Source organism: Exiguobacterium sp. K1, from assembly GCF_033721435.1.
GTDB lineage: Bacteria > Bacillota > Bacilli > Exiguobacteriales > Exiguobacteriaceae > Exiguobacterium_A > Exiguobacterium_A artemiae.
This window is the reverse complement of sequence record NZ_JAOTIT010000002.1, coordinates 62,845-88,390: the sequence shown is the minus strand read 5'-3', so window position 1 is coordinate 88,390 and position 25,546 is coordinate 62,845. Positions and strand designations below refer to the sequence as shown.

The following is a 25,546-nucleotide window of genomic DNA, read 5'->3' as shown; positions in this document are numbered from 1 at the left end:
TTGTTGTCCGGCTCTCTTTTTTTATATAAATCCGCCGGAAATGACATTTGATTGTAATGTGCTTAAAAATTATTGCCTGTTATAATGGGGTTCGGTAGGCGTTAAGACCTATCTGATCACCATCAGTAATCAAGTAAGGATGTGAAGCAAGTGATCAAGATGCAACAAGTCAGCAAGATTTATCCGAACGGTGTCACGGCACTTCGTGAAGTCAATTTGACGATCAACCAAGGCGAATTCGTCTATATCGTTGGTCCATCCGGAGCCGGAAAATCGACATTCATGAAAATGATGTATCGCGAAGAACGACCGACCAGCGGTTCGTTTTTATTTAAAGGAATTGAAGTAGGTAAGTTGAAAAACCGCCAGATCCCCGAACTTCGTCGCCAAATCGGCGTCATCTTCCAAGACTTTAAACTACTCCCGTCCTTGACGGTTTATGAAAACGTCGCGTTCGCCCTTGAAGTTGTCGGTGAAGACAAATCTCAGATCCGCAAGAAAGTACTTGAAGTACTCGAACTCGTAAAACTGAAGCACAAGGAACGGAACTATCCTGATGAATTATCCGGTGGAGAACAGCAACGGATCTCGATCGCGAGAGCCATTGTCAATCGTCCGTCACTCGTCATCGCCGATGAGCCGACCGGAAACCTTGATCCGGATACAGCATGGGAGATCATGGAAGTGTTCGAAGAAATTTATCGCCGTGGGACAACGGTCGTAATGGCGACACACAACCGGGATATCGTTAATAAGATGCGTCATCGCGTTCTTGCGATTGACGGTGGAAAAATCGTCCGAGACGAAGAGAAAGGAATGTACGGCTATGAAGTTTAATGGATTCCGTCATTTACGGGAAGGGGCAAAAGGTCTCGTCCGAAACGGCTGGATGACATTCGCTTCCGTCAGTGCCGTTACCGTGACCTTATTGCTCGTAGGTATTTTTGCGATGGTCATGTTCAACGTCAACAAGATTTCCGATAACGTCGAAAAAGACGTCGAAATCCAGGTGTTCGTTGAACGAGAGTCCGATCAGGCAAAAATCGATGCAGTTGGAAAAAAACTAGAACAGATGCCGGGTGTTGAATCTGTTCGTTACAGCTCAAAAGAAGAAGAACTGGACCGCTTCAAGGAACAGCTTGGCGAAGGATCACAAGCCTACCAGTCGGTTGAGAAGGATAATCCGCTCCACGACCGGTATATCGTCAAGGCAACTTCACCAAATGAGACAGAAACTATTGCAAATACCGTCAAAAAAATGGAAAATATAGATAGTGTCGAATATGGTGAAGATTATGTTGAGAAGATGTTCAACTTCCTTGAAGGGGTTCGGATCGGTGGAGTCATCCTGATTGTCGGTTTGACATTCATGGCAATGTTCCTCATCTCGAATACAATCAAAGTCACGATTTTTTCGCGTCGTCGTGAGATTGAAATCATGCGACTCGTTGGAGCGAAAAACGGATTCATCCGTGCACCGTTCTTCATCGAAGGACTGTTGATGGGTGTCCTCGGGGCCTTAATCCCGATTGTCGTCGTCTACTTCGGATATGAAGTGACGTACAATGCGTTGCAACCACAACTCGTATCATTGAACGCCTCGATCTTCACCTTGATTCCCCCGGGTGAACTATCGGTTCAAGTTTCCGTCATCCTGCTCGCACTCGGTGCCTTCATCGGTGTCTGGGGATCAACGACGTCACTTGGCCGTTTCTTGAAGATTTAAATTCTAAAAATCAAATAAAAGATAGAGGAGAGATGCTTCTCATGAAGGTCCGATTCTGTTCTACCGTCCTAAGCTTGGCATTAATTGGTTCAAGTGTATCCGTTCAGGCAACGTCCAAGGAAGATTTGTTGAAGGAACAACAGGAGGTCGAGTCCCGTCTGCAAGAGACGGAACAATCGCAGAATCAGACATCGGAGAAGTTAGTCTTGACGAAACAGGAGCGCAAGGAAGCAAAAGCGCGCCTTGATGAAGTCAACAGCCGTCTGGAAGATTTAGCGAGTAAGATTGCGGATCAACAGGCGGCTGTTTCTGTTGCCAAAGAAGAACTGGCGATCGTCACCCGTGCCGTCGGTCAAACCGAATCCAAACTCCGGACACAGGAAAAGTTGATCGGAGACCGTCTGCGGTCCGTTCAACGGGACGGCGACGTCAAATACATCGAAGTATTGCTCGATGCAAAAGATTTTGGAGATCTGATTTCGCGTTTCAGCACTGTCAGTGAAATTATCAAGCAGGATGACGGTGTCCTGCAGACCTATCAGGCAAACGTCAAACAATTAACCGAACAACGGTCTGAGCAGGAACTGGTTCTCGGACAGTTAAAGAAAGAGCAACGGAAACTGCTGATTCTGCAGACCCGGATCATCGCGGAATCGGAAATCAAACGGACGTTGGTTGTCCGTTTGAACAGCCAGGTCAAACAGTTGCAACAGGAACAGTTTACGAAAGCAGAAGAAGCCTCGATTCTTGAAGATCAAAAACGTCTGATCAGCCGTCAATTGGAAGAGTTGCGGGCAGCCGAACTCCAGGCCCAGCAGGAAGCGAAAGAACGGGCGGAAGCGGCACAGAGAGCTGCAGAAGCTGCTGCCCGGGAAGCAGAGGCAGAAGCACAGCGTCAGGCGGAACAAAAAGCACAAGCGCAGAAAGAACAGAAAGAACGGAACGATACAACTTCCCGTCCGCCGGCTGCTTCAGAACCGGTGACGGAAGCCCCGTCCCAACCGGCGACATCTAGTCCAAGCACGTCGATCAAACCGTTCCTGCTGCCTGTGACCGGCTACGTCTCGTCACCCTTCGGTCCCCGTACCAATCCGTTGACCGGGAAGTCGGAACGACATACCGGAATCGATCTCGTTAATGCCAAAGGGACGCCGATCAAAGCGGCGGCCGGCGGGATTGTCCTCCGAGCCGGCAGTGCGACCGGCTACGGAAATGTCGTCATGATTACGCATTTGATTGACGGCAAAGTCTGGACGACCGTTTACGGACACCTCGATTCGGTTTCTGTCAAAGCCGGGCAAACGGTCATGCCGGGCAACATCGTCGGTAAACTCGGTTCGACGGGCTGGTCGACGGGACCACACCTTCACTTTGAGATTCATCGCGGTGAATGGGCTGTCGGACAACCGAATGCGGTCGATCCGGCGCCTTACATCTTATAACTTCAACGTACGACTGACGAAAAGATAGGGTAACCTATCTTTTTTTGCTATACTGAAAAAAATAGCAGGTTTAGACCAGAAACGAGGAATTACGCGTGAAAAAATCGACAACGGCCGTCATAGCGGTCAGCACGTTTGGCCTGGGTCTCGGAGCAGGTGCTGTCGGGATGTTAGCGACAGGTGGAACGGATTCAGTAGCAACAAGTTCTTCATCCAATGCAACGGGGGATTGGAAAAAGATCGATCAGGTCCGGCAGATGATTTCACAAAATTATTTGGAGGACGTGACGGATCAGGAATTGCTGGAAGGGGCATTAACCGGCATGACGGAAGTCCTCGACGATCCGTACTCGGTCTACATGGACGAATCGGAAACGGCATCGTTCAATACGAACTTATCGTCTTCGTTTGAAGGGATCGGTGCAACGCTTGAACAAAAAGGCGAATCGATTGTCATCGTCTCGCCAATCAAAGGGTCGCCTGCTGAAAAAGCCGGCATCAAACCGGGGGATGTCATCTTAGAAATCGATGGTAAATCGACGAAAGGACAGAAAACGGATCAGGCAGTCAAAAAAATCCGCGGTGAAAAAGGCACGAAAGTTGTCTTGACGATTCAACGCGGCGGACAGGATCCGATGAAAATTACAATCGTCCGCGATACGATTCCGATCGAGACGGTTTATTCGAAAACGGAAAAAGTCAACGGGAAGACGATTGGTGTTCTGCAAGTGACCCAATTCTCGGACCCGACGGCAAAAGAGTTCGAGAAACAACTCGCAGCCCTCGAAGAGAAAAACATTGATGGTCTTGTCATCGATGTCCGGGGAAATCCGGGCGGCTTGCTGACAGCCGTTTCACAAATGATTGCGCCGTTCATCCCGAAAGACACACCGATTTTCCAGGTGGAAGACAACAAAGGGGAGCGGACGCAGGAATTCGGGAAAGCGGAAGAGAAGAAACCTTATAAGCTCGTTGTCCTCGAAGACAGCGGATCGGCCTCGGCTTCGGAAATTCTGGCCGCCGGATTAAAAGAAGGCGCCGGTGCCGAAGTGGTCGGGACGAAATCGTTCGGAAAAGGAATCGTCCAAAGCGCTTATGATTTAAAAGACGGCAGTGATTTGAAGCTGACGACGAATAAATGGCTGACACCGGACGGCAACTGGATTCATAAAAAAGGCGTCAAGCCGACGGTCGAAGTCAAACAGCCGGATTACTTTAACGTCACGAAGATTCTGACGGATAATAAGACGCTTGCAAGCGGCGATTACGGCAAGCCTGTCGAAAACGCACACCTGGTTCTTGAAGCGATCGGTTTTGATCCGAAAGGACAGGACGGTTACTTCGGCGATACGATGAAACAGGCGGTCGAGCGTCTCCAAAAAGACGCGAAGCTTGAGGTGACCGGCAAAATCGATCAGGTGACCGCTTCCGAGATGGAAACGCGTCTCCTGAAGAAACTGGAAGACGAAAAAAATGATGTCCAGCGCATCAAGGCGTTGGAAGTCGCTGCACAATAACTTACAGAAAGAGGTCTGAATGGGCGTGGAATTACTCGATGGAATCGGTTGGACAGTGATTAGTCTCTTCGCTAGTCCAATCTTGTGGTTAGCAGTTCTAGTCAGTTTTTTACTCAGTATGCGACGTGTCAAACGTGAACGGAATCTGTTCCGGTCACGCACGCGTAGCAAACGGACCGATCTCTTCGAAACGCTTGTTCCGGGCTTCGTGGTTGGTCTTGTCTTATCCGTCATCAGTGTGAGTCTGACGTTGACGGTCTCAACAGAGTTTCTGATCGCCTTCATGGTGTTGACGTTCCTGATTTTGTTGACCGGTGTCATCCGCTTCAATTTACCGCTCGGACCGCTCGTCCTGCTTGCCGGCGTCACCTGGTTCATGACGGGTGACCGGGTTGACAGTCTCCGGGATGTCACGGTCAGCGACTGGCTGTTGCTTGCGGCCTTGTCCTTGGGAGCTGAACTGGTACTGTTGATCTGGCGGGGGAAAAAGAATTTATCACCTTCCTTGGTCTTATCGAAGCGGGGACGTTACATCGGTGGACTTTCGTCGAATAAGCTGTGGCTGATTCCGCTCGTCGTCTTTGTACCGGGCAGCAGCCTGGAAACGCTCATTCCACAATGGTCGTTTCCGGAGTTCGTTCCGATTGTCCTGTTTTTGCCGATCGGATTCAGTTTCCTCTTTACCGGACAGTTGCCGGACCAGTTAATCCGTCCGCTGATCCAGGGACGACTGCTGACGTTCGTCTTGTCCGTCGTGCTTGCGGCAGGCGCCTTCTTGACCGGACAGGCTGTCTGGTTATACGGATTACCCGTCCTGCTGATCGTACACCTGATTTTGCATCAGCGGATTAAACGACTCAACCGCTCGCAGACACCGCTGTTCCTCAATGGAAAACGCGGGGTCGTCATTCTCGGAACGTTACCGGAGAAGCCGGCTTCTGAGATGGGACTCGTCCCGGGCGAAGCGATTTATAAAGTCAACGGAGAGTTCGTCGAGTCGGAGAAGTCGTTTTACGAAGCGATTCAAAAACACAAACCGTACCTCCGTCTCGAGGTCATGAATCACAACGGAGATGTCCGGTTCGCGCAGCGGGCTTTTTATGAACAGGATCATCATGATCTCGGGATTTTGTTCGTCAGTGAACCTGGCAACAAACGGACGAAAATCCGGACCCTGCAGTGACTTGAGTTTAAAATTCAGCGTAAAAAACAGTTCAGCCTGCGGGCTGGACTTTTTCTTTTCGTGAAAAACGGGTAACTTTTAAATGGAGCACTTCAAAATCGAATGTTTGTTCGTAAAGTGGTACAATGAAAATAGATTTTGTGAACTGGATGAGGGGGAAGAATACGATGGATTTTGAGTTAGTATCACCATTTGAACCGGGTGGCGATCAACCGGTAGCGATTGAAAAATTGATTGCAGGCGTCAAGAACGGCGAGCGCCATCAAACGTTGCTCGGAGCGACGGGAACAGGGAAAACCTTCACCGTCTCGAACGTCATCAAAGAGATTAAGAAGCCGACGTTGGTCCTGGCCCACAATAAGACACTTGCCGGTCAGCTGTATTCGGAGTTCAAAGAGTTCTTCCCAAACAACGCGGTCGAATATTTCGTCAGCTTTTATGATTATTACCAACCGGAAGCGTACGTGCCGTCAACGGATACGTTCATCGAAAAGGACTCGTCCATTAATGATGAGATCGATAAGTTGCGTCACTCAGCGACGTCAGCGCTGTTTGAACGCGAAGACGTCCTGATTGTCGCCTCGGTTTCGTGTATTTATGGTCTCGGTAATCCGGAAGAGTACAACAACCACGTGCTGTCGCTCCGTGTCGGAAACGAGATGGGACGAAACGAGATGTTGCGTCGTCTGATCGACATTCAATATGAACGGAACGATATCGATTTCCAGCGCGGACGGTTCCGCGTCCGGGGAGACGTCGTCGAAATTTTCCCGGCATCGCGTGACGAACAGTGTGTCCGGGTTGAATTTTTCGGAGATGAGATTGAACGGATACGCGACATGGACCCGTTGACCGGTGAAATCATCGCCGACCGGGAACACATCTCGATTTTCCCGGCATCCCACTTCGTGACCGGGGATACCCGGCTGCAAAAAGCGATTACGAACATCGAGGCAGAACTTGAGACACAACTCGCGAAGATGCGGGAAGACGGTATGCTGCTCGAAGCCCAGCGGCTCGAACAGCGGACGAATTATGACCTTGAGATGATGCGCGAGATGGGTTACTGCTCGGGGATCGAAAACTATTCCCGTCACTTGAACTTAATGCCGCCGGGCTCGACACCGTACACGTTGATCGATTACTTCCCGAAAGACTTTTTACTGGTCGCCGATGAGTCGCACGTGACGTTGCCGCAAATCCGCGGGATGTACAACGGCGATCAGGCCCGGAAACAAGTCCTCGTCGACCACGGCTTCCGTCTGCCGTCAGCGAAGGACAACCGGCCGCTCCGGTTCGAGGAATTTGAGGAAAAGGTCAGCCAAGCGATTTATATCTCGGCGACACCGGGACCTTACGAAATCGAACATACAAAAGAGATGGTCGAACAAATCATCCGTCCGACCGGACTCGTGGATCCGACGATCGAGATTCATCCGATTACCGGTCAAATCGACTACTTGATGGATAACATCCGCGAACGTGTCGCGAAAAATGAACGGGTGCTCGTGACGACATTGACGAAAAAAATGTCGGAGGATTTGACGGATTATCTGAAGGAGCATGGCGTTAAGGTCAACTACATGCACTCGGAAATCAAGACGCTTGAGCGGATTGAAATCATCCGCGATTTACGGCTCGGGAAATACGATGTCCTCGTCGGGATCAACCTGTTGCGGGAAGGACTGGATATTCCGGAAGTCTCGCTCGTGACGATACTCGATGCCGACAAGGAAGGATTCCTGCGTTCGGAACGGTCACTGATTCAGACGATCGGTCGGGCCGCCCGGAACTCGGAAGGGCACGTTATTCTGTTTGCCGATAAGATGACCGACTCGATGCAGCGGGCGATTGATGAAACGGAACGGCGGCGCAACATTCAGCTCGCCTTTAATAAAGAACACGGCATCACGCCGAAAACGATTCAAAAGGATGTCCGTGGTGTCATCAGTACGACGATCGAGAGCGACGATACAGTCGAAAAACTCGAGAAGTTCAACAAACTGAAAAAACCGGAACGCGAAACACTGCTTGAACAACTCGATCAAGAGATGCGTCAAGCGGCGAAAGATATGCAGTTTGAACGGGCAGCAGAATTGCGTGACCTTATCTTAGAATTGAAAGCAGGTGCCTAAGTTGGCAGAAAAAAAGAACAAGATTATCATCAAGGGCGCTCGCGTCAATAACTTACAAAACATCGATGTCGAAATCCCGCGCGATCAGCTTGTCGTCCTGACAGGCTTATCCGGATCCGGGAAATCGTCGCTCGCATTTGATACGATTTATGCGGAAGGACAGCGGCGTTATGTCGAAAGTCTGTCCGCCTATGCCCGCCAGTTTTTAGGACAGATGGACAAGCCGGACGTCGATGCAATCGAAGGACTCAGTCCGGCCATTTCGATCGACCAAAAGACGACCAGTAAAAACCCGCGTTCGACGGTCGGGACAGTCACGGAAATCTATGACTATCTCCGTCTGCTCTATGCCCGGATCGGAAAACCGATCTGTCCGAATCACGGGATTGAAATCTCAAGCCAGACGATCAGTCAGATGGTCGACCAGGTGATGGAACTGCCGGAGCGCAGCCGTCTGCAGATTCTCGCACCAATCATTTCCGGCCGCAAAGGTGCCCATGTCAAAGTCTTCGAAGACCTGAAAAAAGAAGGGTTCGTCCGTGTCCGCGTCGATGGCGAAACGATCGATTTGACGGATGACATCGAACTCGAGAAAAATAAAAAACACTCGATCGAAGTTGTCGTCGACCGGGTCGTTGTCCGTCCGGACGTGGAAGCGCGCCTCGCGGATTCACTTGAGACGGCGCTTCGTCTTGCGGACGGTCGTGTCATCGTTGATACGATGGACGGAAACGAACTGTTGTTCAGCGAACATCATGCCTGCCCGATCTGCGGTTTTTCAATCGGAGAACTCGAACCGCGGATGTTTTCGTTTAACTCGCCGTTCGGAGCTTGTACATCGTGTGACGGACTCGGGACGAAACTCGAAGTCGACGTGGATCTTGTTGTACCGCATCCGGATAAATCGTTAAACGAAGGGGCGATCATCGCCTGGGAACCAACCAGTTCACAATATTATCCGCAGTTGCTTGCGGCTGTCTGCAACCACTTCAACATCGACATGGATACACCGTTTGAACAGCTGTCGGATGAACACCGCGACATTCTGTTGAACGGCAGCACGAAGGAAGAAATCCAGTTCCGTTATGAAAATGACTTTGGGATGGTCCGCAATACGTCACTGTTCTTTGAAGGTGTCTTGAACAATTTACAACGACGCTTCAAAGAGACATCGTCCGACTACATCCGTGAACAGATGGAAGGGTACATGGCGAAAAAAGCCTGTCCGACATGTAAAGGACACCGCTTAAAACGCGAATCCCTCGCCGTCAAAGTGTCAGGAATCCATATCGGTGAAGTGACGAAGATGTCCGTCAAACAGGCCGTCGTCTTCTTTGAAGAGTTGCCAGACAAATTATCCGAGAAGGATCAGACGATTTCCCGGATGATTGTCCGCGAAATTCATGAACGGTCGTCGTTCCTTGAGAACGTCGGACTCGATTATCTGACGATTTCGCGGGCTGCCGGTACATTGTCCGGCGGAGAAGCACAACGGATTCGTCTCGCGACGCAAATCGGGTCACGGCTGACCGGTGTTTTGTACGTCCTTGATGAACCGTCAATCGGACTCCACCAGCGCGATAACGACCGGCTGATCAATACCCTCAAGACGATGCGCGATCTCGGAAACACGTTGATTGTCGTCGAACATGATGAAGATACGATGATGGCAGCGGACTACCTGATTGATATCGGACCGGGAGCCGGTGACCACGGCGGATTCGTCACGGCAGCGGGACGTCCGGAAGAACTGATGCAGGATCCGAACTCTTTGACGGGACAATACTTGTCCGGCAAGAAATTCATTCCGGTCCCGTCTGAACGGAAACAACCGGATGGTCGGGCGTTACGGATTCACAAAGCGTCGGAAAACAATTTGAAAAACGTCGATGTCGACATTCCGCTTGGATTGTTCGTCGCCGTGACCGGGGTATCCGGTTCCGGGAAATCGACATTGATCAATGAGATTCTCTACAAGACGATTGCCCATGAGATGAACCGGGCGAAGGAAAAACCGGGGGCCCATAAAGGGATTTCCGGACTCGACCAAATCGATAAAGTCATCGATATCGATCAGTCACCGATCGGTCGGACACCACGTTCGAACCCGGCAACGTATACCGGTGTCTTTGATGATATCCGCGACGTCTTTGCCTCGACGAACGAAGCGAAACTCCGCGGTTACAAAAAAGGCCGCTTCAGCTTCAACATCAAAGGCGGACGTTGCGAAGCCTGCCGAGGCGACGGAATCATCAAGATCGAGATGCATTTCCTGCCGGACGTCTACGTCCCGTGTGAAATCTGTCACGGCAAACGCTACAACCGCGAAACGCTGGAAGTAAAATATAAAGGCAAGACGATTGCCGATGTGCTCGAGATGACGGTTGAAGATGCACTGGAATTCTTTGAAAAGATTCCGAAAATCAGCCGGAAACTGCAGACGATTGCCGACGTCGGTCTGACCTACATGCGTCTCGGACAACCGGCGACGGAACTGTCCGGCGGAGAAGCACAACGGGTCAAGCTGGCATCCGAGCTGCATAAACGTTCGACCGGGAAAACGATTTATATTCTCGATGAGCCGACAACCGGGTTACACGTCCACGATATCGCCCGATTGCTGAAAGTCTTGCAACGACTCGTCGACAACGGAGACACGGTGCTCGTCATCGAACACAATCTTGATGTCATCAAAACAGCTGACTATTTGATTGATCTCGGACCGGAAGGCGGAGACGGCGGCGGGAAGATTGTCGCGACCGGAACACCGGAAGACATCGCAGCGGTCAAGGAATCCTATACCGGTCATTACCTGGCTCCTGTTCTCGAACGAGACACGGCCCGAATCAAATCATGAAACTTTTTTGATTCAGGAATCGTAAAAAGGGAAGTAAGGAAAGTAGAACGAAGTAAAGAAGCAAGTCCCATCGATTAACGTGTACCAGATCAGAGGAGGGAACTATTGATGAAGCAGGATATGCGCCAACTGATACTTGAACAAGTGAAAGAAGGAAAGCTGACGATTGACGAAGCGCTCGATAAACTCGAACGCCTCGAAGCGATCGATCAGAAACCGTCGTCGTCAAGTGAGCATAAATACGTGGATGAACCGGAACAATACGACCGGGTCGACCATTATACGGTCGACTCCTTGACATCAAAAGTCATGTCAGCTTTTGACGGCCTCGTCAACCGGATCAAAGAAAGTGACTTGTCACTCAATCAAACGTCCGGACCGAACGTCACGTACGTCAAACAATTCCCGTTCAGCGGTGAGACGATTCATTTGGATTTATTTAATGCCAATGCCATCGTCGAACCGGGTGACTTGGAAGAGTGTGAGTTGACCGTTACCGGTCGCCCGCTCCGTCAAGTGAACGAAGAACAAGCGCTGGAGCAACTGCAGGCAGCACTTCAGCACTCTGTTTCTGCGAACACGTTATCGATTCGTTTAAAAGATAAACGCGTTCGCGCGACGGTTCACTTGAAGATTCCGCGCCGTCACTATGAATCACTCGTCTTGCAGACGTTAAACGGTGAAGTCACGTTATCGTCGCTTGATGCGACGTCAGTGCAACTGATGACAGCGAACGGACGAATTCATGTCCGTGACCTGTTCAGTGAAGAAGTGAAGACGTCAACCGCCAACGGTTCGATCGAAATCGAAGAATCGGAAATCAAGTCGTTAAGAGCGAAAACGGCCAACGGTCAAGTCATTGCGACCGGCGTGTTTGAGCGGTCTGATCTGAAGACGGCGAACGGTAACGTCCGGTGTGAACTGAAGACAGTCCAGGATGCGAAGATCCAAGCGTCGTCGCTTGCCGGAAGCATCGCCTTGATGTTGCCGCACGGTGCAGAAGTCTACGGTGAACTGGAAACGAACTTCGGCGGTCTGAACTGTAACCTCGACGAAATGGAATTGATCCGCGATCAAAAAGAAGTCGTCAACCGGAAACTCCACTTCCTGTCAGGTCGTGGTCGGACTCCGAAGATTGAAGTCGCCGCTGATACGAAGACGGGCACGATTTCCGTCACGCACGGTGTTCACTTAAGTCCGCAAGCTTTATAATCCGAGTCCTGTCCCTTGATTCATAAGGGGCAGGATTTTTTTGCCGAAAAAAAGACGACTCGCTATCAGAAGATAGGGAGTCGCCGGATGAAATGCCGGTACGAATTAGTAATTGTAGTCTTGATCCATCATCGGATCGTCAAAATTCATGTTTTCGAAGTTATTCATGTCATATCCAAACGATAAAAGTGTGATGACACCGACAATGGCAAGAACGATCGAGAGAATGATCAGGCCGATTCCCATCCAGCTCTTGCGGCGTGAGCGGTTCCAATAGAAAATGATAGCTAAAATGTACGAGATAAACGAACCGCTGATGAAGATTCCGATAATCGAGATAATGAAGAATAATAATGCCGTTTGGTCCTGATTGCGCGAATAGGCTTTCCACATATCGATCAAGGCGATGATCAGGTAAACAAAGCCGACGATGGCGAGAATTGCGAATAAAATCATGATGATAATAATGCCGATTCCGCTGCCTGTTGATTCCATCATAATAAAACCTCCTTTTTTTCCTGTCTGTACTCCATTCCCAAGATTGTCCACTTCTAATCGAAATCCTTGATTTTGAGAAAAATATGGTACAATACTTCAAGTGAAAGGGGCTGATTGAGCGTGCAACCAAAAGTGCGAACAGCTGAAATCGTAAAGCAATTCAATTTAAAAATCGTCACCGGAGAAGAAGGACTGCATCGTCCGATTCTGACGGCTGATCTTTGTCGACCGGGTCTTGTCCTCGCCGGCTATTATGCCTATTACCCGGCAGAACGTCTGCAGATTCTCGGGAAAACGGAATTGACGTTTTTCAACAACCTGACGTATGAGGAACAGCTCGAGCGGGCAAACGTTCTCTGTACGGATGAGACACCGGGAATTTTGATTACACGTGGTTTTGATGTACCGGAAGCAATCGTCAAGGCGGCGGACGAAACGAACGTCCCTCTTTTGACGACGAAGGGACATACGACATCGGTCGAATCACAAATTACGAACTTCCTCGAAGCGGAGCTCGCACCGACAACGGCAATGCACGGCGTGCTCGTCGATATCTACGGCGTCGGTGTTTTCATCAAAGGGGCAAGCGGCGTCGGGAAATCCGAGACAGCTCTTGAACTCGTCAAACGGGGACACCGTTTAGTCGCCGATGATTCGGTCGAGATTCGTCAGACCGGCGACGGCATCCTTGTCGGGACCGCTCCGAAATTGATTCAGCATCTGCTTGAGATTCGCGGAATCGGGATCATCGATGTGATGACGTTATTCGGTGCCGGTGCCGTTCGTTCGCACAAGAAAATCAGCCTCGTCTGTAATTTGGAAATCTGGGATCAGGCGAAAGTCTACGACCGGGTAGGACTGGACCAGGAAACATTACAAATCATCGATACGGAAATTCCGTTTTTGACGATTCCGGTTCGTCCCGGACGAAACCTGGCCGTCATCATCGAGGTGGCTGCCATGAACTATCGTCTGAAAAACATGGGCATCAATACAGCAGAAGAGTTTGCGGGGCGTCTCGCGCAAGCGATTGAAGATGGGAACGGTGGTCTTTGATGGGAACATTAGCGAGTGTCCAACCGACGTTTGACCGGGTGGCGATCGAAATCGGGCCGATTCCGATCTATTGGTACGGTATCGTCATCGCGCTTGGCGCGGTCGTCGGTCTGATGATTGCCATCTTTGAATCTAAACGAATCGGCTTTAACGAAGAATATGCCGTCGATGTCGTCATCTGGTCGATTCCGATCAGTATCATCTGCGCCCGGATTTACTACGTGGCGTTCGAATGGGATTATTATGGTCAGAATCTTGATCAAATCATCAACATCCGCCAAGGCGGGATTGCGATTCATGGTGCCATCATCGGTGCGATCTTGACCGTCCTGATTTATACACGCAAGAAAAACATCTCGTTTTGGCAAATTGCCGATATTCTGGCACCGTCACTCTTGTTCGGACAGGCGGTCGGACGCTGGGGCAACTTCTTTAACCAGGAAGCGCACGGCGGCGAGACGACCTGGACTTTCCTGCAGGATACGTTGCACTTACCGGACTGGATCGTCAACCAGATGTACATCGACGGGGTCTATTACATTCCGACGTTCTTATATGAAAGTATTTGGAACATCATTGGTGTCATTCTGTTGATTGTCTGGCGGATGAAGTTTAATCCGCGACGCGGTTACGTCTTCCTCGGTTACCTGATCTGGTACTCGATCGGACGTTTTTACATCGAAGGTTTGCGGACAGACAGTTTAATGATGGGCGGCGGTCTCCGGACGGCGCAAATCGTCTCGATCTGTCTGATTGTCTTTGGTCTGATCATGTTGTTTATCCGAAAAAATGCCGTCCGTTATTTGGACGGAACAAAACGGGAGGCGAAATGAACCGATGATTCAAACGATTCTCTTTGATCTCGACGGGACGTTGATTGATACGAATCCCCTCATTTTAAAAAGTTTTGCCCATACGCTCGATTATTATTATCCGGACCGGACTTTTACGGAAGCAGAACTGCTTCCGTTCATCGGACCGACGCTTGAAAAGTCGTTCTCGGAAATGAATGCCGGTCAATGGAAAGAGATGGTCGCCTTTTACCGGAGTTACAACATTGCGATGCATGATGCACTTGTTCTCGAGTATCCGGGTGTGCTCGACGGATTACGCCGATTGAAGGAACAGGGCTACAAAATGGCAATCGTCACTTCAAAGAGCCGGCGCGTTGCGTTAAAAGGAATCGAACTGTTTGGACTGTCGCATCTGTTTGACGCGGTCATCGCGGCAGATGATGTGACGGAAGAAAAACCGGCCGTCGAACCGTTTGAAAAGGCGATGGCCTTACTCGGTTCAACACGGGAAGAAACGATCATGGTCGGTGACAACGATACGGACATCTACGGCGGGAAAAATGCCGGTCTTAAAACTGTTGCCGTCGGCTGGGCCATCAAAGGACGTCCGTATCTCGAAGCGCTCGAACCGGATTTGATCATTGATTCGATGGAACAGTTGGGCGACTGGATCGAGGCTGAAAATGCCAAGGCGGACTGACCGGTATCACGTCGGAGCGACAAACCCGCTCTGGCATATGTATCGGACGGTATCGTTCTTTAAAGTCATGTGGTGTTTCATCATCATTACGATCGGCCGGTTTTCCCCGTCGCTCCGCTTCAAGAACGGTCTCTACCGGACGTGTTTGCGGATGAAGATCGGCGACCGGACGGCCCTTGCCTTGATGGTTATGCCGGATACGATGTTTCCGGAACGGATTACGATCGGCTCCAATACGATCATCGGCTTCAATACGACGATCCTCTGTCATGAATATTTGACGACGGAATATCGGATCGGTAACGTGACGATCGGAAATGACGTCTTGATTGGCGCAAACGTGACGATTTTACCCGGCGTGACAATTGGGGACGGTGCAATGGTCGGAGCCGGTTCCGTCGTCCATCGGGATATTCTGCCCGGGGAACGGGTCTCGAGTCAGCCGCTTCGCCGGCACGAAATGTGACGAAAATGTGAGAGGAAGGCGAGGACAAGATGAGTCATATCCGCTTTACGTATAAAACAGGAAAGTATTTCGGAAGATTATTTGCCGAACGTCCGCAAGGATTGGTCGTTGAGGTACTGGCCGTCGAGAAACACCCGATTCAAGGTGACTTGCACAATCCGAATCAGGTCGACGTGCCGCTCTTCCATGTCCGTACTGCCTTACACCCGCACGAAAAAGTGACGGTTGCTCCCGGTGTCGTTTATGCCTATGAAGGCGAGATTCCGAGCTACGCCGAAAGCTTACGCCAGGCATATGATAAGGAAGTCGAACGTTTGAACGGACAAAACCCGGAGACGGATGCTTTCGTACAAAAATGCTTGGAGAATTACAAGGAACTGGAATCGATTTATGCGAAACGTTGGGGATAAACCCCGGCGTTTTTTTCTGTTGCAACGGTTTCCGAGATAGGTTATTCTTGTCTCTGCAACTACGAAACCAGATTTAGATCTATGGGGGCTTGAATGATGATGGAATTAACTGAATACAAAGCAGACCCCTTTGCGATTACAACGCGCCAAGCGGAGCTTTTTTATTTCCGCGGACGGAAGGCGCACCGGGAAGGGCGACTGGAAGAGGCGGTTTATCACCTTGATGAAGCAACGACGCTTCAGCCGAGTGATGTCCGTTACCTTTTACGTTACGCTCGTGTTTTGTTCGAGACAGGCGAAATCAATCATGCCAATGATGTCTTGAAACAAGTGCGGACGCTCGACCAGTCAAATACGGAATCTTTGTTTTATTTAGCGAATAACTACGCGCATGTCTCTTTATATGAAGAGGCGAAAAATTACGCGCTTGAATATTTATCCAGTGCACCAAACGGGAAACACGCAGAGGCATCGGCCGCGCTCGTGGAATTAATCGATCTCGAACAAGAGATGGAAGATGACGATGAGGATGAATTGATTCGGTTACATGCTCAGGCACAACGTCAAATCGACAAAGGGATGCTCTTTGCGGCGCAGGAAACGCTCGAATCCCTGATCGTCCAGTATCCGACCTTCTGGCCGGCATACAACAATCTTGCCATCGTCGAGTTTTACCTCGGTGAAAACGACCGGGCGTTTGCTTCACTGGAACAAGTCCTCGATGGAAATCCGGGAAACCTGCATGCTCTCTGTAACACGCTTGTGCTGTTGCACGAGATGGGACAGGATGAAGAAGCGCATCGTTTGTCGAACAAACTCGAGCACGTCCGCTCCGTCAACCTTGAGACACGCTACAAGGTCGCTTCGACGCTTGCGATCATCGGTCGTCACGATTTGGCATACGAAGAACTGAAGTTACTGGAACGACGCGGCTACCGTGGAGATCCGTTGTTCGGACACTGGCTGTCGATCTCAGCCTTCAAGACGGGACACGTCGAAGAAGCAGCTGCGTTCCTTCAATCAGAAGAAGCGCAAAGTATGCGGGAAGAACAGGAAGCTTACGACATCCGTCATAATCTCCAGTTCCGCTCGGCTTTGATTCAAGCCCTGAAGACGGAAGATGATGTCTCACGGATTTTTACAGCGTTGTTACTCGGCAAGCTGAATGATGAAGAAGCGAAACTCGCGTTATCGATGATGCCGGAAGTAACGGATCATCCGGACGTCCTCTTCCTGACGGAACAAATCATTCATGAGATGAACGGGGAGCACGACGTCGTCGATGCCCGGATTCACCGTGCCTTGATGACGATTCGCCTTGCGGAACGATTCGTCTCGGATGAAGAACGGATGAGCCTCGAAGGTGATTTTTACGAACGGTTTGCGCGACTCGTTTTAAGCGGTGAGACGTTTGATTCGGTCGAACAGTCGGCTGCGGCTCTGATTTATTTATTCCACGATGTCCGCGACGGTATGCTGATTGAAGACTGTGCGGCACTCGTCCACGTTTCCTTTGAGGATACGGCCACGATGATTCGGGCCTATCAACGACTTTTGAACCCAGCCCGTGCAAAGTGTTAGACGTTTGTACGATTCTCACCTATACTCAAGTTACAACGAAAATACAGATGGGGTGGAATCATGACAGAAACTGAACAGAAAATTTATGACGTCATCATTATTGGTGCCGGTCCTGCCGGAATGACAGCAGCACTTTACGCATCACGTGCGAACCTTTCAACACTGATGATCGAACGCGGTATTCCGGGCGGACAGATGGCCAATACGGAAGATATCGAAAACTATCCCGGTTATGACAGTATCTTAGGACCGGATCTTTCACAAAAAATGTTCGACCACTCAAAAGCGTTCGGCGCAGAATATGCTTACGGCGACGTCCGCAGCATCGAAGACGGTCCGGCATTCAAGACCGTCCATGCTCACAACAAGGATTACCATGCCCGTGCGATCATCATCGCTTCAGGAGCACAGTATAAGAAAATCGGTGTTCCGGGTGAGGAAGAACTCGGCGGACGCGGTGTATCTTACTGTGCCGTCTGTGACGGCGCGTTCTTTAAAGAAAAAGAACTGTTCGTCATCGGTGGCGGTGACTCTGCCGTAGAAGAAGGTGTCTACCTGACGCGCTTCGCGAAAAAAGTCACGATCGTTCACCGTCGTGAAGAATTACGTGCTCAAAAAATTCTTCAAAAACGGGCATTCGACAATCCGAAAATCGATTTCATCTGGAACCATACGGTCAAACAGATCAACGAAGATAACGGAAAAGTCGGCGGCATTGAACTGATCAATACGAAAACGGCGGAAACAACGACGTATCCAATCGATGGCGTATTCATCTACATCGGGATGAACCCGATCACAGGATATGTGCAAGATCTTGGTATTCTGAACGACCAAGGCTATGTCGTGACAAATGAAGCAATGGAAACGAACATCAAAGGCATTTTTGCAGCCGGCGACGTCCGTGAAAAAACACTTCGTCAAGTCGTCACAGCGACGAACGACGGTTCGATTGCCGCGCAAAACGCGCAACACTACATCGAAGCCTTGCTTGAAGAATTACAGGAATCATCACAAGTCTAATTCAAGATCCAGCTTGGTTGGGAGGCTCTTCCATCAGGCTGGCTCTTTTTTTATGTTATACTGACATGAGAGCAAAAAATACACACGGAACTGTTGTCTGGAGGGCGAAGAGATGGAACAGAATCAACCGCAACTGGTCATCATTACAGGAATGAGCGGCGCCGGTAAAACGGTCGCCATGAACAGCTTTGAAGACTTGGGCTATTTTTGTGTCGACAATTTACCGCCGACTTTACTGCCGCAATTGATTGAAGTCATTGGGCAGGTACGTCCGAAAATCGCCGTCGCCATCGATACACGGGCTCGTGATTTCATTGACAGCTTCTTTGTCGTCTATGAAGATTTGAAAAAAACGAATCTGCAAATCCGGATGCTGTATCTCGATGCCCGTAATGACGTACTCGTCCGCCGGTATAAAGAATCCCGCCGCTCGCATCCGCTTGCACCGACTGCGTCTCCGCTGATCGGTATCGAACGGGAACGGACACTGCTCGAAGGGTTCCGCGATAAAGCCCAGTTGCTGATGGATACGAGTGACATCAAACCGCTTGCCTTAAAGGAACGGATCTTAAAAGAGTTTACGGAAGGGGAACGGATTCCGTTCACCGTCAATGTCATGTCGTTCGGATTTAAACACGGTCTGCCGCTCGACGCGGATCTCGTGTTTGATTTACGTTTCCTGCCGAACCCGTTTTACATTCCGGAACTCCGTCCGAAAACGGGTCTCGATCTCGAAGTCTCATCTTACGTCATGCAGTGGCCGGAAGCGAAGCTGTTTTATAAAAAGCTCGTCGATATGCTCGAATTCCTGATTCCCCAGTACGAACGGGAAGGGAAATCGCAACTCGTCGTGGCGCTCGGCTGTACCGGAGGCAAACACCGGTCGATCACGTTTGCCGAAGCGATCAGCAAAGAGTTCAAGAATCAATACCATATCGTGACGAATCATCGGGATTATGTGCACGCAAAGGAGGAGAAATAATGAAATGGGAACGAAAAGTCGTCGCTGTCGGCGGAGGAACGGGCCTATCCACTCTTTTGCGCGGACTGAAACATTACCCGCTTGATATCACGGCGATCGTCACCGTCGCCGACGACGGTGGAAGCTCAGGCCGGCTGCGGACGGAATTCAATATGTTGCCGCCGGGCGATATCCGAAACGTCATCGTTTCGCTCTCGAAGTCCGAGACATTGATGGACCGGATCATGCAATACCGGTTTGAGACGGGGGAAGGGCTGCACGGACATTCGCTCGGGAATTTAATGCTGACGGCAGCGACGCAACTCTGTAACGGGTCATTCGTCGAAGCGATTGGTGTCATGGGGCAACTCTTGAATGCCGAAGGAAAAGTCTATCCGGCAACGGAGCGGACGATTACGTTATGTGCCGAGTTCGAGGACGGAACGATCGTCAAAGGCGAATCCCTGATTCCGAAAGTCGGCAAAGTCATCGAACGAATTTTCCTCGAGGAAGAAAATGTCCGTCCGGTTCCGGAAGCGATTCAGGCGATTCTCGATGCCGATGTCATCGTTCTCGGTCCCGGCAGTCTCTATACGAGTGTCATTCCGAACGTCCTGATCGAAGAAATCCGGGACGCGATCAAACAGTCACTCGCACCGGTCGTCTATATTTGTAACGTCATGACGCAGCCGGGTGAGACGACAGCCTTTACGGCAAACGATCACCTGAATGTCCTGGAGAAATTCCTCGGCAAAGGGGTCATCGATACGATCATCGTCAACAACGAATCGATTGATGTCAGTTACCTGCGGAAGTATCAAAAAGATCATGCCGACATCGTGACCTACGATGAATCGAGTTTTGAAGAAGCTGGAATTGAAGTACTCGCGGACGATATTGTGGATTATAACCACCACTTCATCCGTCATGACTCAGACGCCGTGGCAAGCCTGGTCATGCGGAAAGTCCTCTCCATCCGACGGGTGCGTCAATTCGAAGGGAAGGAGGAATTGACGTGAGTTTTGCATCAGAAGTTAAAAAAGAATTAACGCAAATCGCCATTACCGATCACGAGATGAAGGCGGAACTAGCTGCCTTAGCCCGGATGAACGGAGCCATCTCATTCGGACTCGGACGTGGTCTGACACTGGATATCTCGACGGAAAATGCATCGATTGCCCGCCGTATTTATTCCTTGCTCAAACGGGCGTATGCCGTCCATCTGGATTTACTGGTCCGGAAAAAAATGCGTTTGAAGAAAAATAATGTCTACATCGTCCGTGTTAAACAACAAGCGGATAAGATTTTACAAGACCTCGGGATTTTAGGGGAAGGGTTTACGATGATCCGCTCAATCAGCGATTCAATCCTCAAGGACGAACGGCGTGCTCGGGCGTACTTACGCGGCGCCTTTTTAGCCGGCGGATCGTTAAACAATCCGGCGACGTCTTCGTATCATCTGGAAATCTTCAGTCTGTACGAAGAACATAATGCCGCCTTGCGCAGCCTGACGAATCAGTTTGATTTGAATGCAAAAGCGATCGAACGGAAAAAAGGACATATTCTCTACATCAAGGAAAGTGAGAAGATTTCTGATTTTCTGAAGCTCGTCGGAGCGACGTATTCGATGTTACGGTTTGAGGATGTCCGGATTTTAAAAGATATGCGGAATTCAGTCAACCGGCTCGTCAACTGTGAGACGGCAAACCTCAACAAGACGGTTGGGGCGGCACTGCGCCAGGTCGAGAACATCAAGTTTCTGGAACGGACGGTCGGACTCGACGTTTTGCCGGATAAATTAAAAGAAATCGCCATCTTGCGGGTCACACATCAGGACGTGACATTACAGGAGCTCGGTGAGATGGTCGAGAGCGGTTCCATCTCGAAATCCGGGATCAATCATCGATTGCGCAAGATTGATCAAATCGCGGATAAAATCCGAAACGGGGAGTCGATGACCGGGGCTCTTTAGGGAGTAACTTGCGAGATGAACCATAGTCTACTATAATATATAGTCGATGCAACTAAATGTTCGAATTAAGGAGTTTTTGAAATGGCTAATGAGAAAAAACGTATTTCGCTGACAGTTGATGCGAAGTTTGATGAAGTGCTTACGAAAAAAGCGAAAACGATCGGTGTACCAAAAAGTACGCTCGTCGCCTTTGCGACATCGTTGTTCCTGAAGCAATTGCAGGCGGAAGAAGAACTTTCACCACATGCGAACGGAATCTACACATTGATTCGCGAAAACCACGATATCGTGTCTGATATCACAGATTTGATCGACTAAATAACTGGGATCTCTGTTCTGTGTCTGTTCCGAGAGGGGCGGGCAACGGACGGAGGTCTTTTTTTGTACACACAAAAAAACCGTCCTCGCAAATTGCGAAGACGGTCAGGAGAAGATTAAGCACGTTCCATGACGCGGTCGATTAAACCGTAGTCAGCTGCTGCTTGAGCAGACATGAAGTTATCGCGCTCTGTATCACGCTCGATGACTTCAAGTGGTTGTCCTGTGTTTTCAGCCATGATTTTGTTGAGATGCTCACGCATTTTGATGATGCGTTCCGCATGGATTTTGATGTCCGATGCTTGACCTTGTGTACCACCGAGTGGTTGGTGAATCATGATTTCAGCGTTAGGAAGAGCGAAACGTTTTCCTTTAGCGCCGGCTTGGAGCAAGAATGCGCCCATTGAAGCAGCCATTCCGATACAAATCGTTGAAACTTGTGGTTTGATGAAGTTCATTGTATCGTAAATCGCCATACCTGCTGTGATTGAGCCACCCGGGCTGTTGATGTAAAGCGAGATTTCTTTATCTGGATCTTCTGCTGCTAGGAAAAGTAACTGGGCAACGACTGAGTTGGCGACGTTGTCGTCAATCGCGCTCCCGAGAAGGATGATTCGGTCTTTGAGCAAACGTGAATAGATATCGTAAGCACGTTCCCCGCGGTTGGTTTGTTCGATGACTGTTGGAATTAACATAGTCTTTGCCTCCTTATGGTTGGTATGTAGCACATATTCGACTTGTCCTTATCATAATCCTTTGGTCAATATTGGTCAAAAGATACGCTGTTGGTTTAATGTATTTTTCCTGAAACAGTTCCTCTTAAACATATCAATATAGAAAAAAGGCAACACCGATAACGGCATTGCCTGTAGATTCAAGTATGGTACACCCGGAGAGATTTGAACTCCCGACACCTGGTACCGGAAACCAGTGCTCTATCCCCTGAGCTACGGGTGCATGTTTGTACTGAACAATTAATAGTATACCGACATTTTTTCAGAAAAGCAATACTAGATTTGCGAGTTTGTTGATTTTTTGTCAAAACGTAAGAGACGATGGAAGACGTATCCTTCCTATATAATGAAAGTGGAATCAAATTAAACGAGGAAACGGGAGGTGAGCGGATGGAACAGAGACAGGAACAAGCGCAACGTCTTGTGATGTCGGCAGCCCAGTTGTATCAATTGACGGTTTTGGAAGAAACGCAGGCGGAACTCGAGGAGCGGCTGTACCGGATCATCCGTCGTGCCGGACGCAGCGAACATAATGGAAGAAAAATGATTCCGCCGGATTTAGAGCAGATCGCAGACCGGATTGATTCGTTTGAAGCGGAACTTCTTCAGCAAATACGTTTAGAATCGGTCAGACAGGAAATAAGATATATGGCGGAACAACTCATCATGTACTTAGACGCGGATGGATTACTCAGAACGACAGACGCACGACTGGCGATTTTGCTCGACAGTGAGGAGACGATCATCAAACAGGCACGGCAACTGCTCCAGCAATGTGAACCAACCGGAATCGCGGCACGCTCGGAAGCAGAGTGTCGCTTGTTGCATGCCATCGAGCTCGAAGATGACCGCTTGATTGATTTGCTTACTGCACTGTCGGACGGACAGCCGTTAAAAGCCGTACTGGATGACGAAACAGAGCGGCGACAGATGAAGCAACAGATTGAACGGTTGCCGAAGACACCGGTCTTACCGGTATCCACCACCATGACGATACCGGAAGCCGATATCGTTTGGTCGGACGGTCAGGTGCAAATCCAGTGGTCTTCCTTGCCGATTGATACGTCCTGGACGGATCTCGCGGAAGCAAAACCGTTTCTAAGCGCCTATGAACGACGGCGTAACACGTTGCGTGCAATCCTCGATGTCATCGCGGAGCGACAAATGCGTTGGTTCAAAGGAGAGCTTCATTTGGAGCCGTTGACGAAAAAAGAGGTAGCCGAACAAACGGGATACCATCCGTCGACGGTTGGTCGGGCAATCGTCCACAAAACGATTCGAACGATCCATGGAACGCTCGAGCTTGAAAATTTTTTCGTCTCGAAGACGCAAAGCGGCACATCGAGTTTTTTAATTAAAGCCCGAATCGCACAACTGATCCGGGAAGCAACCGGATTGCTGTCCGATCAGCAGATTGCCGACCGTCTCGAACGCGAAGGCATCCAAGTCGCAAGGCGGACCGTCGCGAAGTACCGGGCGGATTTGAACCTGACCCGGTCCGATATGACGAAACGACGAGAGGCGAATGAATGATGCCATCAAAAGAACACACGACCTTAACACTGTATTCACGTCCCGGATGTACGCTATGTGAGGAAGCCGCCTTCTTACTTGATTTCGTGCTCGATGAATTTCCGGATTGGACATTCGAAGAAGTGAACATTGAAGAAGATGCTGCGCTCAGTCTCCGATTTTTATACGAAATTCCTGTCGTCATGCATCAGTCTGAAATTTGGAGTTATGGCAAATTCGAGACAGAGGCGATAAGAAACCGCTTACTTGAAAAAACTTAAAGGGCGAGGCTTGAATCCTTGTACGAGGGCTGTTATGATGAGGGTGTACCAAGTGGGACAAGATATGACACGCGGGACGTAAAGTGTCCAGCAACTTGAGAGGAGCGGGAATACATGATTCGGCAGTTAGTACAGATCCAAAAGCGAATCGTGCCTGATCTGATCGAAGAAATGCAGACACGTTACGACATCCTTCATTATGTCCGGCTCATGCAGCCGATCGGCCGGCGGACCCTGGCGACAAGCCTCGGCTTGACGGAACGGGTGTTACGCCGGGAAGTAGACTTCCTGAAAGAGCAAGGATTGCTCGAAGTGGCGACACAGGGAATGTCTTTGACGGATGAAGGGCGGATCGTCTTACGAAGTATGCACAGCGTGATGGCAGAACTGGCCGGGATTTCCGACATGGCGAAAGCCTTAAAGGAAAAACTGGGTGTCCGGGATGTCGTCATCGTACCGGGAGATTCGGATCAAACCTTCTGGGTGCAACGCGATATGGGACGTGCGACGGTCGCACGTTTGAAACGAGAACTTTCTTCGGAAGTACACAACACGATTGCAGTCACAGGGGGTACGACGATGGCTTCCGTCGCGGCGATGATGTCGCCCGATAAGGAAAACCGTCCGATGACATTCGTGCCGGCACGTGGCGGCTTAGGGGAAACACTGGAACTACAAGCGAATACGGTCTGTTCACGGATGGCATCCCGTGCACAAAGTGATTATCACTTACTGCACATACCGGACATGGTCAGCAAGGAAACGTTTGTGAAGATGGTGGAAGAACCGAGCATTAAAAATGTGTTACAGATGATTAAAGATGCTTCGATCGTGGTACATGGAATTGGTGAGGCAAAAACGATGGCAAAACGCCGTCGCGCTTCGACCGAATTACTGGAACAGCTTGAACAGGAACATGCGGTAGCCGAAGCATTTGGTTATTATTTCGATCGGGACGGAAAGATCGTGCACCGGGTGAAGACGGTTGGTCTTCAGCTCGACGACTTAAAAAAAGTCGAACACGTCATCGTTGTCGCCGGAGGACATTCCAAAGCGGAAGCGATCAACGCGTATGTCAAACAGTCCCCGGATATCATCCTGATTACGGATGAAGGGGCCGCAACAACGATTTTGAAAGGGTAGCCCCCTTTTGAATAATAGATAACTC

Annotated in this window: 24 protein-coding genes and 1 tRNA gene; 22 read left to right on the top strand and 3 right to left on the bottom strand. The window is 49.9% G+C overall.

From position 1 onward, the window contains the following. Positions 1 to 150 precede the first annotated feature (150 nt). From ftsE to N7U64_RS05770, 8 genes are all read left to right on the top strand, one after another. Positions 151 to 837, top strand: coding sequence for a cell division ATP-binding protein FtsE (gene ftsE / locus N7U64_RS05805; protein WP_214849545.1), 687 nt, complete (start codon positions 151 to 153; stop codon positions 835 to 837). Further along, on the top strand, positions 827 to 1,726 hold the full coding sequence (gene ftsX, locus N7U64_RS05800) for a permease-like cell division protein FtsX (protein ID WP_318928844.1): 900 nt from the start codon (positions 827 to 829) through the stop codon (positions 1,724 to 1,726). Before ftsE ends, ftsX begins: the two co-directional genes overlap by 11 nt. 41 nt (positions 1,727 to 1,767) lie before the next feature. Further along, positions 1,768 to 3,168, top strand: coding sequence for a peptidoglycan DD-metalloendopeptidase family protein (locus N7U64_RS05795; RefSeq protein WP_318928843.1), 1,401 nt, complete (start codon positions 1,768 to 1,770; stop codon positions 3,166 to 3,168). A 95-nt stretch (positions 3,169 to 3,263) separates the two neighbouring features. After that, on the top strand, positions 3,264 to 4,685 hold the full coding sequence (locus N7U64_RS05790; protein ID WP_318928842.1) for a S41 family peptidase: 1,422 nt from the start codon (positions 3,264 to 3,266) through the stop codon (positions 4,683 to 4,685). Positions 4,686 to 4,704: 19 nt separating this feature from the next. Next, complete coding sequence (locus N7U64_RS05785; protein WP_290827609.1) at positions 4,705 to 5,868, top strand: PDZ domain-containing protein; 1,164 nt, start codon at positions 4,705 to 4,707, stop codon at positions 5,866 to 5,868. A gap of 167 nt (positions 5,869 to 6,035) precedes the next feature. Next, positions 6,036 to 8,003 (top strand): excinuclease ABC subunit UvrB, encoded by a 1,968-nt coding sequence (gene uvrB / locus N7U64_RS05780; protein WP_413230424.1) that lies wholly within the window; start codon positions 6,036 to 6,038, stop codon positions 8,001 to 8,003. 1 nt (position 8,004) lies between these two features. Then, a complete protein-coding gene (uvrA, locus tag N7U64_RS05775; RefSeq protein ID WP_318928841.1) occupies positions 8,005 to 10,860 on the top strand; it encodes an excinuclease ABC subunit UvrA in 2,856 nt (951 codons plus the stop codon). Between the two features lie 108 nt (positions 10,861 to 10,968). After that, positions 10,969 to 12,072, top strand: coding sequence for a DUF4097 family beta strand repeat-containing protein (locus tag N7U64_RS05770; RefSeq protein ID WP_012371280.1), 1,104 nt, complete (start codon positions 10,969 to 10,971; stop codon positions 12,070 to 12,072). Positions 12,073 to 12,177: 105 nt separating this feature from the next. Here N7U64_RS05770 and N7U64_RS05765 read toward each other — a convergent pair whose 3' ends face one another. Further along, positions 12,178 to 12,570: a hypothetical protein gene (locus N7U64_RS05765; RefSeq protein WP_214765785.1), complete on the bottom strand. Its 393-nt coding sequence runs from the start codon at positions 12,568 to 12,570 to the stop codon at positions 12,178 to 12,180. Between the two features lie 120 nt (positions 12,571 to 12,690). On the opposite strand from N7U64_RS05765, the gene hprK reads away from it, so the two are divergent. From hprK to N7U64_RS05710, 11 genes are all read left to right on the top strand, one after another. Beyond that, positions 12,691 to 13,626: an HPr(Ser) kinase/phosphatase gene (gene hprK / locus N7U64_RS05760; RefSeq protein ID WP_012371278.1), complete on the top strand. Its 936-nt coding sequence runs from the start codon at positions 12,691 to 12,693 to the stop codon at positions 13,624 to 13,626. Beyond that, entirely contained in the window at positions 13,626 to 14,459 is an 834-nt protein-coding gene (lgt, locus tag N7U64_RS05755) for a prolipoprotein diacylglyceryl transferase (protein ID WP_290827600.1), read from the top strand. The genes hprK and lgt overlap by 1 nt, the downstream gene beginning before the upstream one ends. Positions 14,460 to 14,463: 4 nt before the next feature. Next, positions 14,464 to 15,120, top strand: coding sequence for a pyrophosphatase PpaX (ppaX, locus tag N7U64_RS05750; RefSeq protein WP_318928840.1), 657 nt, complete (start codon positions 14,464 to 14,466; stop codon positions 15,118 to 15,120). Continuing rightward, on the top strand, positions 15,104 to 15,586 hold the full coding sequence (locus N7U64_RS05745) for an acyltransferase (protein WP_290827596.1): 483 nt from the start codon (positions 15,104 to 15,106) through the stop codon (positions 15,584 to 15,586). The genes ppaX and N7U64_RS05745 overlap by 17 nt, the downstream gene beginning before the upstream one ends. Before the next feature lie 29 nt (positions 15,587 to 15,615). Beyond that, the gene (gene kapB, locus N7U64_RS05740) at positions 15,616 to 15,996 is read left to right on the top strand and encodes a sporulation phosphorelay system protein KapB (RefSeq protein ID WP_214849533.1); all 381 of its coding nucleotides are present in this window, start codon (positions 15,616 to 15,618) and stop codon (positions 15,994 to 15,996) included. A gap of 96 nt (positions 15,997 to 16,092) precedes the next feature. Then, entirely contained in the window at positions 16,093 to 17,577 is a 1,485-nt protein-coding gene (locus N7U64_RS05735; RefSeq protein ID WP_318928839.1) for a tetratricopeptide repeat protein, read from the top strand. Positions 17,578 to 17,637: 60 nt separating this feature from the next. Next, positions 17,638 to 18,600: a thioredoxin-disulfide reductase gene (gene trxB / locus N7U64_RS05730; RefSeq protein WP_012371272.1), complete on the top strand. Its 963-nt coding sequence runs from the start codon at positions 17,638 to 17,640 to the stop codon at positions 18,598 to 18,600. Positions 18,601 to 18,712: 112 nt separating this feature from the next. Beyond that, positions 18,713 to 19,582: an RNase adapter RapZ gene (gene rapZ / locus N7U64_RS05725; RefSeq protein WP_012371271.1), complete on the top strand. Its 870-nt coding sequence runs from the start codon at positions 18,713 to 18,715 to the stop codon at positions 19,580 to 19,582. Continuing rightward, on the top strand, positions 19,582 to 20,580 hold the full coding sequence (locus N7U64_RS05720; RefSeq protein WP_214849531.1) for a gluconeogenesis factor YvcK family protein: 999 nt from the start codon (positions 19,582 to 19,584) through the stop codon (positions 20,578 to 20,580). The genes rapZ and N7U64_RS05720 overlap by 1 nt, the downstream gene beginning before the upstream one ends. Next, positions 20,577 to 21,533 carry a DNA-binding protein WhiA gene (gene whiA / locus N7U64_RS05715; RefSeq protein WP_012371269.1) on the top strand — a complete coding sequence of 319 codons (957 nt, stop codon included), beginning with the start codon at positions 20,577 to 20,579 and terminating at the stop codon, positions 21,531 to 21,533. The genes N7U64_RS05720 and whiA overlap by 4 nt, the downstream gene beginning before the upstream one ends. Positions 21,534 to 21,614: 81 nt before the next feature. Then, positions 21,615 to 21,851 carry a hypothetical protein gene (locus tag N7U64_RS05710; protein ID WP_012371268.1) on the top strand — a complete coding sequence of 79 codons (237 nt, stop codon included), beginning with the start codon at positions 21,615 to 21,617 and terminating at the stop codon, positions 21,849 to 21,851. A 116-nt stretch (positions 21,852 to 21,967) separates the two neighbouring features. Here N7U64_RS05710 and clpP read toward each other — a convergent pair whose 3' ends face one another. Beyond that, on the bottom strand, positions 21,968 to 22,579 hold the full coding sequence (clpP, locus tag N7U64_RS05705) for an ATP-dependent Clp endopeptidase proteolytic subunit ClpP (protein ID WP_255412930.1): 612 nt from the start codon (positions 22,577 to 22,579) through the stop codon (positions 21,968 to 21,970). Positions 22,580 to 22,732: 153 nt separating this feature from the next. Continuing rightward, positions 22,733 to 22,808, bottom strand: a tRNA-Arg gene (locus tag N7U64_RS05700). Between the two features lie 167 nt (positions 22,809 to 22,975). On the opposite strand from N7U64_RS05700, the gene N7U64_RS05695 reads away from it, so the two are divergent. The 3 genes from N7U64_RS05695 to N7U64_RS05685 all read left to right on the top strand — a co-directional run bounded on the left by N7U64_RS05695 (position 22,976) and on the right by N7U64_RS05685 (position 25,521). After that, positions 22,976 to 24,118, top strand: a complete 1,143-nt coding sequence (locus N7U64_RS05695; RefSeq protein ID WP_318928838.1) for an RNA polymerase subunit sigma-54 — start codon at positions 22,976 to 22,978, stop codon at positions 24,116 to 24,118. Then, positions 24,115 to 24,378, top strand: a complete 264-nt coding sequence (locus N7U64_RS05690) for a glutaredoxin family protein (protein ID WP_290827582.1) — start codon at positions 24,115 to 24,117, stop codon at positions 24,376 to 24,378. Before N7U64_RS05695 ends, N7U64_RS05690 begins: the two co-directional genes overlap by 4 nt. Positions 24,379 to 24,492: 114 nt before the next feature. Beyond that, positions 24,493 to 25,521, top strand: coding sequence for a sugar-binding transcriptional regulator (locus N7U64_RS05685; RefSeq protein WP_318928837.1), 1,029 nt, complete (start codon positions 24,493 to 24,495; stop codon positions 25,519 to 25,521). Positions 25,522 to 25,546 lie beyond the last annotated feature (25 nt).

Excerpts from the sequence above, each read along its gene's own strand:
- ftsX (WP_318928844.1), top strand. The coding sequence starts at position 827 with ATGAAGTTTAATGGATTCCGTCATTTACGGGAAGGGGCAAAAGGTCTC.
- N7U64_RS05795 (WP_318928843.1), top strand. The coding sequence starts at position 1,768 with ATGAAGGTCCGATTCTGTTCTACCGTCCTAAGCTTGGCATTAATTGGT.
- N7U64_RS05785 (WP_290827609.1), top strand. The coding sequence starts at position 4,705 with ATGGGCGTGGAATTACTCGATGGAATCGGTTGGACAGTGATTAGTCTC.
- uvrB (WP_413230424.1), top strand. The coding sequence starts at position 6,036 with ATGGATTTTGAGTTAGTATCACCATTTGAACCGGGTGGCGATCAACCG.
- N7U64_RS05770 (WP_012371280.1), top strand. The coding sequence starts at position 10,969 with ATGAAGCAGGATATGCGCCAACTGATACTTGAACAAGTGAAAGAAGGA.
- N7U64_RS05765 (WP_214765785.1), bottom strand. The coding sequence starts at position 12,570 with ATGATGGAATCAACAGGCAGCGGAATCGGCATTATTATCATCATGATT.
- lgt (WP_290827600.1), top strand. The coding sequence starts at position 13,626 with ATGGGAACATTAGCGAGTGTCCAACCGACGTTTGACCGGGTGGCGATC.
- ppaX (WP_318928840.1), top strand. The coding sequence starts at position 14,464 with ATGATTCAAACGATTCTCTTTGATCTCGACGGGACGTTGATTGATACG.
- N7U64_RS05745 (WP_290827596.1), top strand. The coding sequence starts at position 15,104 with ATGCCAAGGCGGACTGACCGGTATCACGTCGGAGCGACAAACCCGCTC.
- kapB (WP_214849533.1), top strand. The coding sequence starts at position 15,616 with ATGAGTCATATCCGCTTTACGTATAAAACAGGAAAGTATTTCGGAAGA.
- N7U64_RS05735 (WP_318928839.1), top strand. The coding sequence starts at position 16,093 with ATGATGGAATTAACTGAATACAAAGCAGACCCCTTTGCGATTACAACG.
- trxB (WP_012371272.1), top strand. The coding sequence starts at position 17,638 with ATGACAGAAACTGAACAGAAAATTTATGACGTCATCATTATTGGTGCC.
- rapZ (WP_012371271.1), top strand. The coding sequence starts at position 18,713 with ATGGAACAGAATCAACCGCAACTGGTCATCATTACAGGAATGAGCGGC.
- N7U64_RS05720 (WP_214849531.1), top strand. The coding sequence starts at position 19,582 with ATGAAATGGGAACGAAAAGTCGTCGCTGTCGGCGGAGGAACGGGCCTA.
- N7U64_RS05710 (WP_012371268.1), top strand. The coding sequence starts at position 21,615 with ATGGCTAATGAGAAAAAACGTATTTCGCTGACAGTTGATGCGAAGTTT.
- N7U64_RS05695 (WP_318928838.1), top strand. The coding sequence starts at position 22,976 with ATGGAACAGAGACAGGAACAAGCGCAACGTCTTGTGATGTCGGCAGCC.
- N7U64_RS05690 (WP_290827582.1), top strand. The coding sequence starts at position 24,115 with ATGATGCCATCAAAAGAACACACGACCTTAACACTGTATTCACGTCCC.
- N7U64_RS05685 (WP_318928837.1), top strand. The coding sequence starts at position 24,493 with ATGATTCGGCAGTTAGTACAGATCCAAAAGCGAATCGTGCCTGATCTG.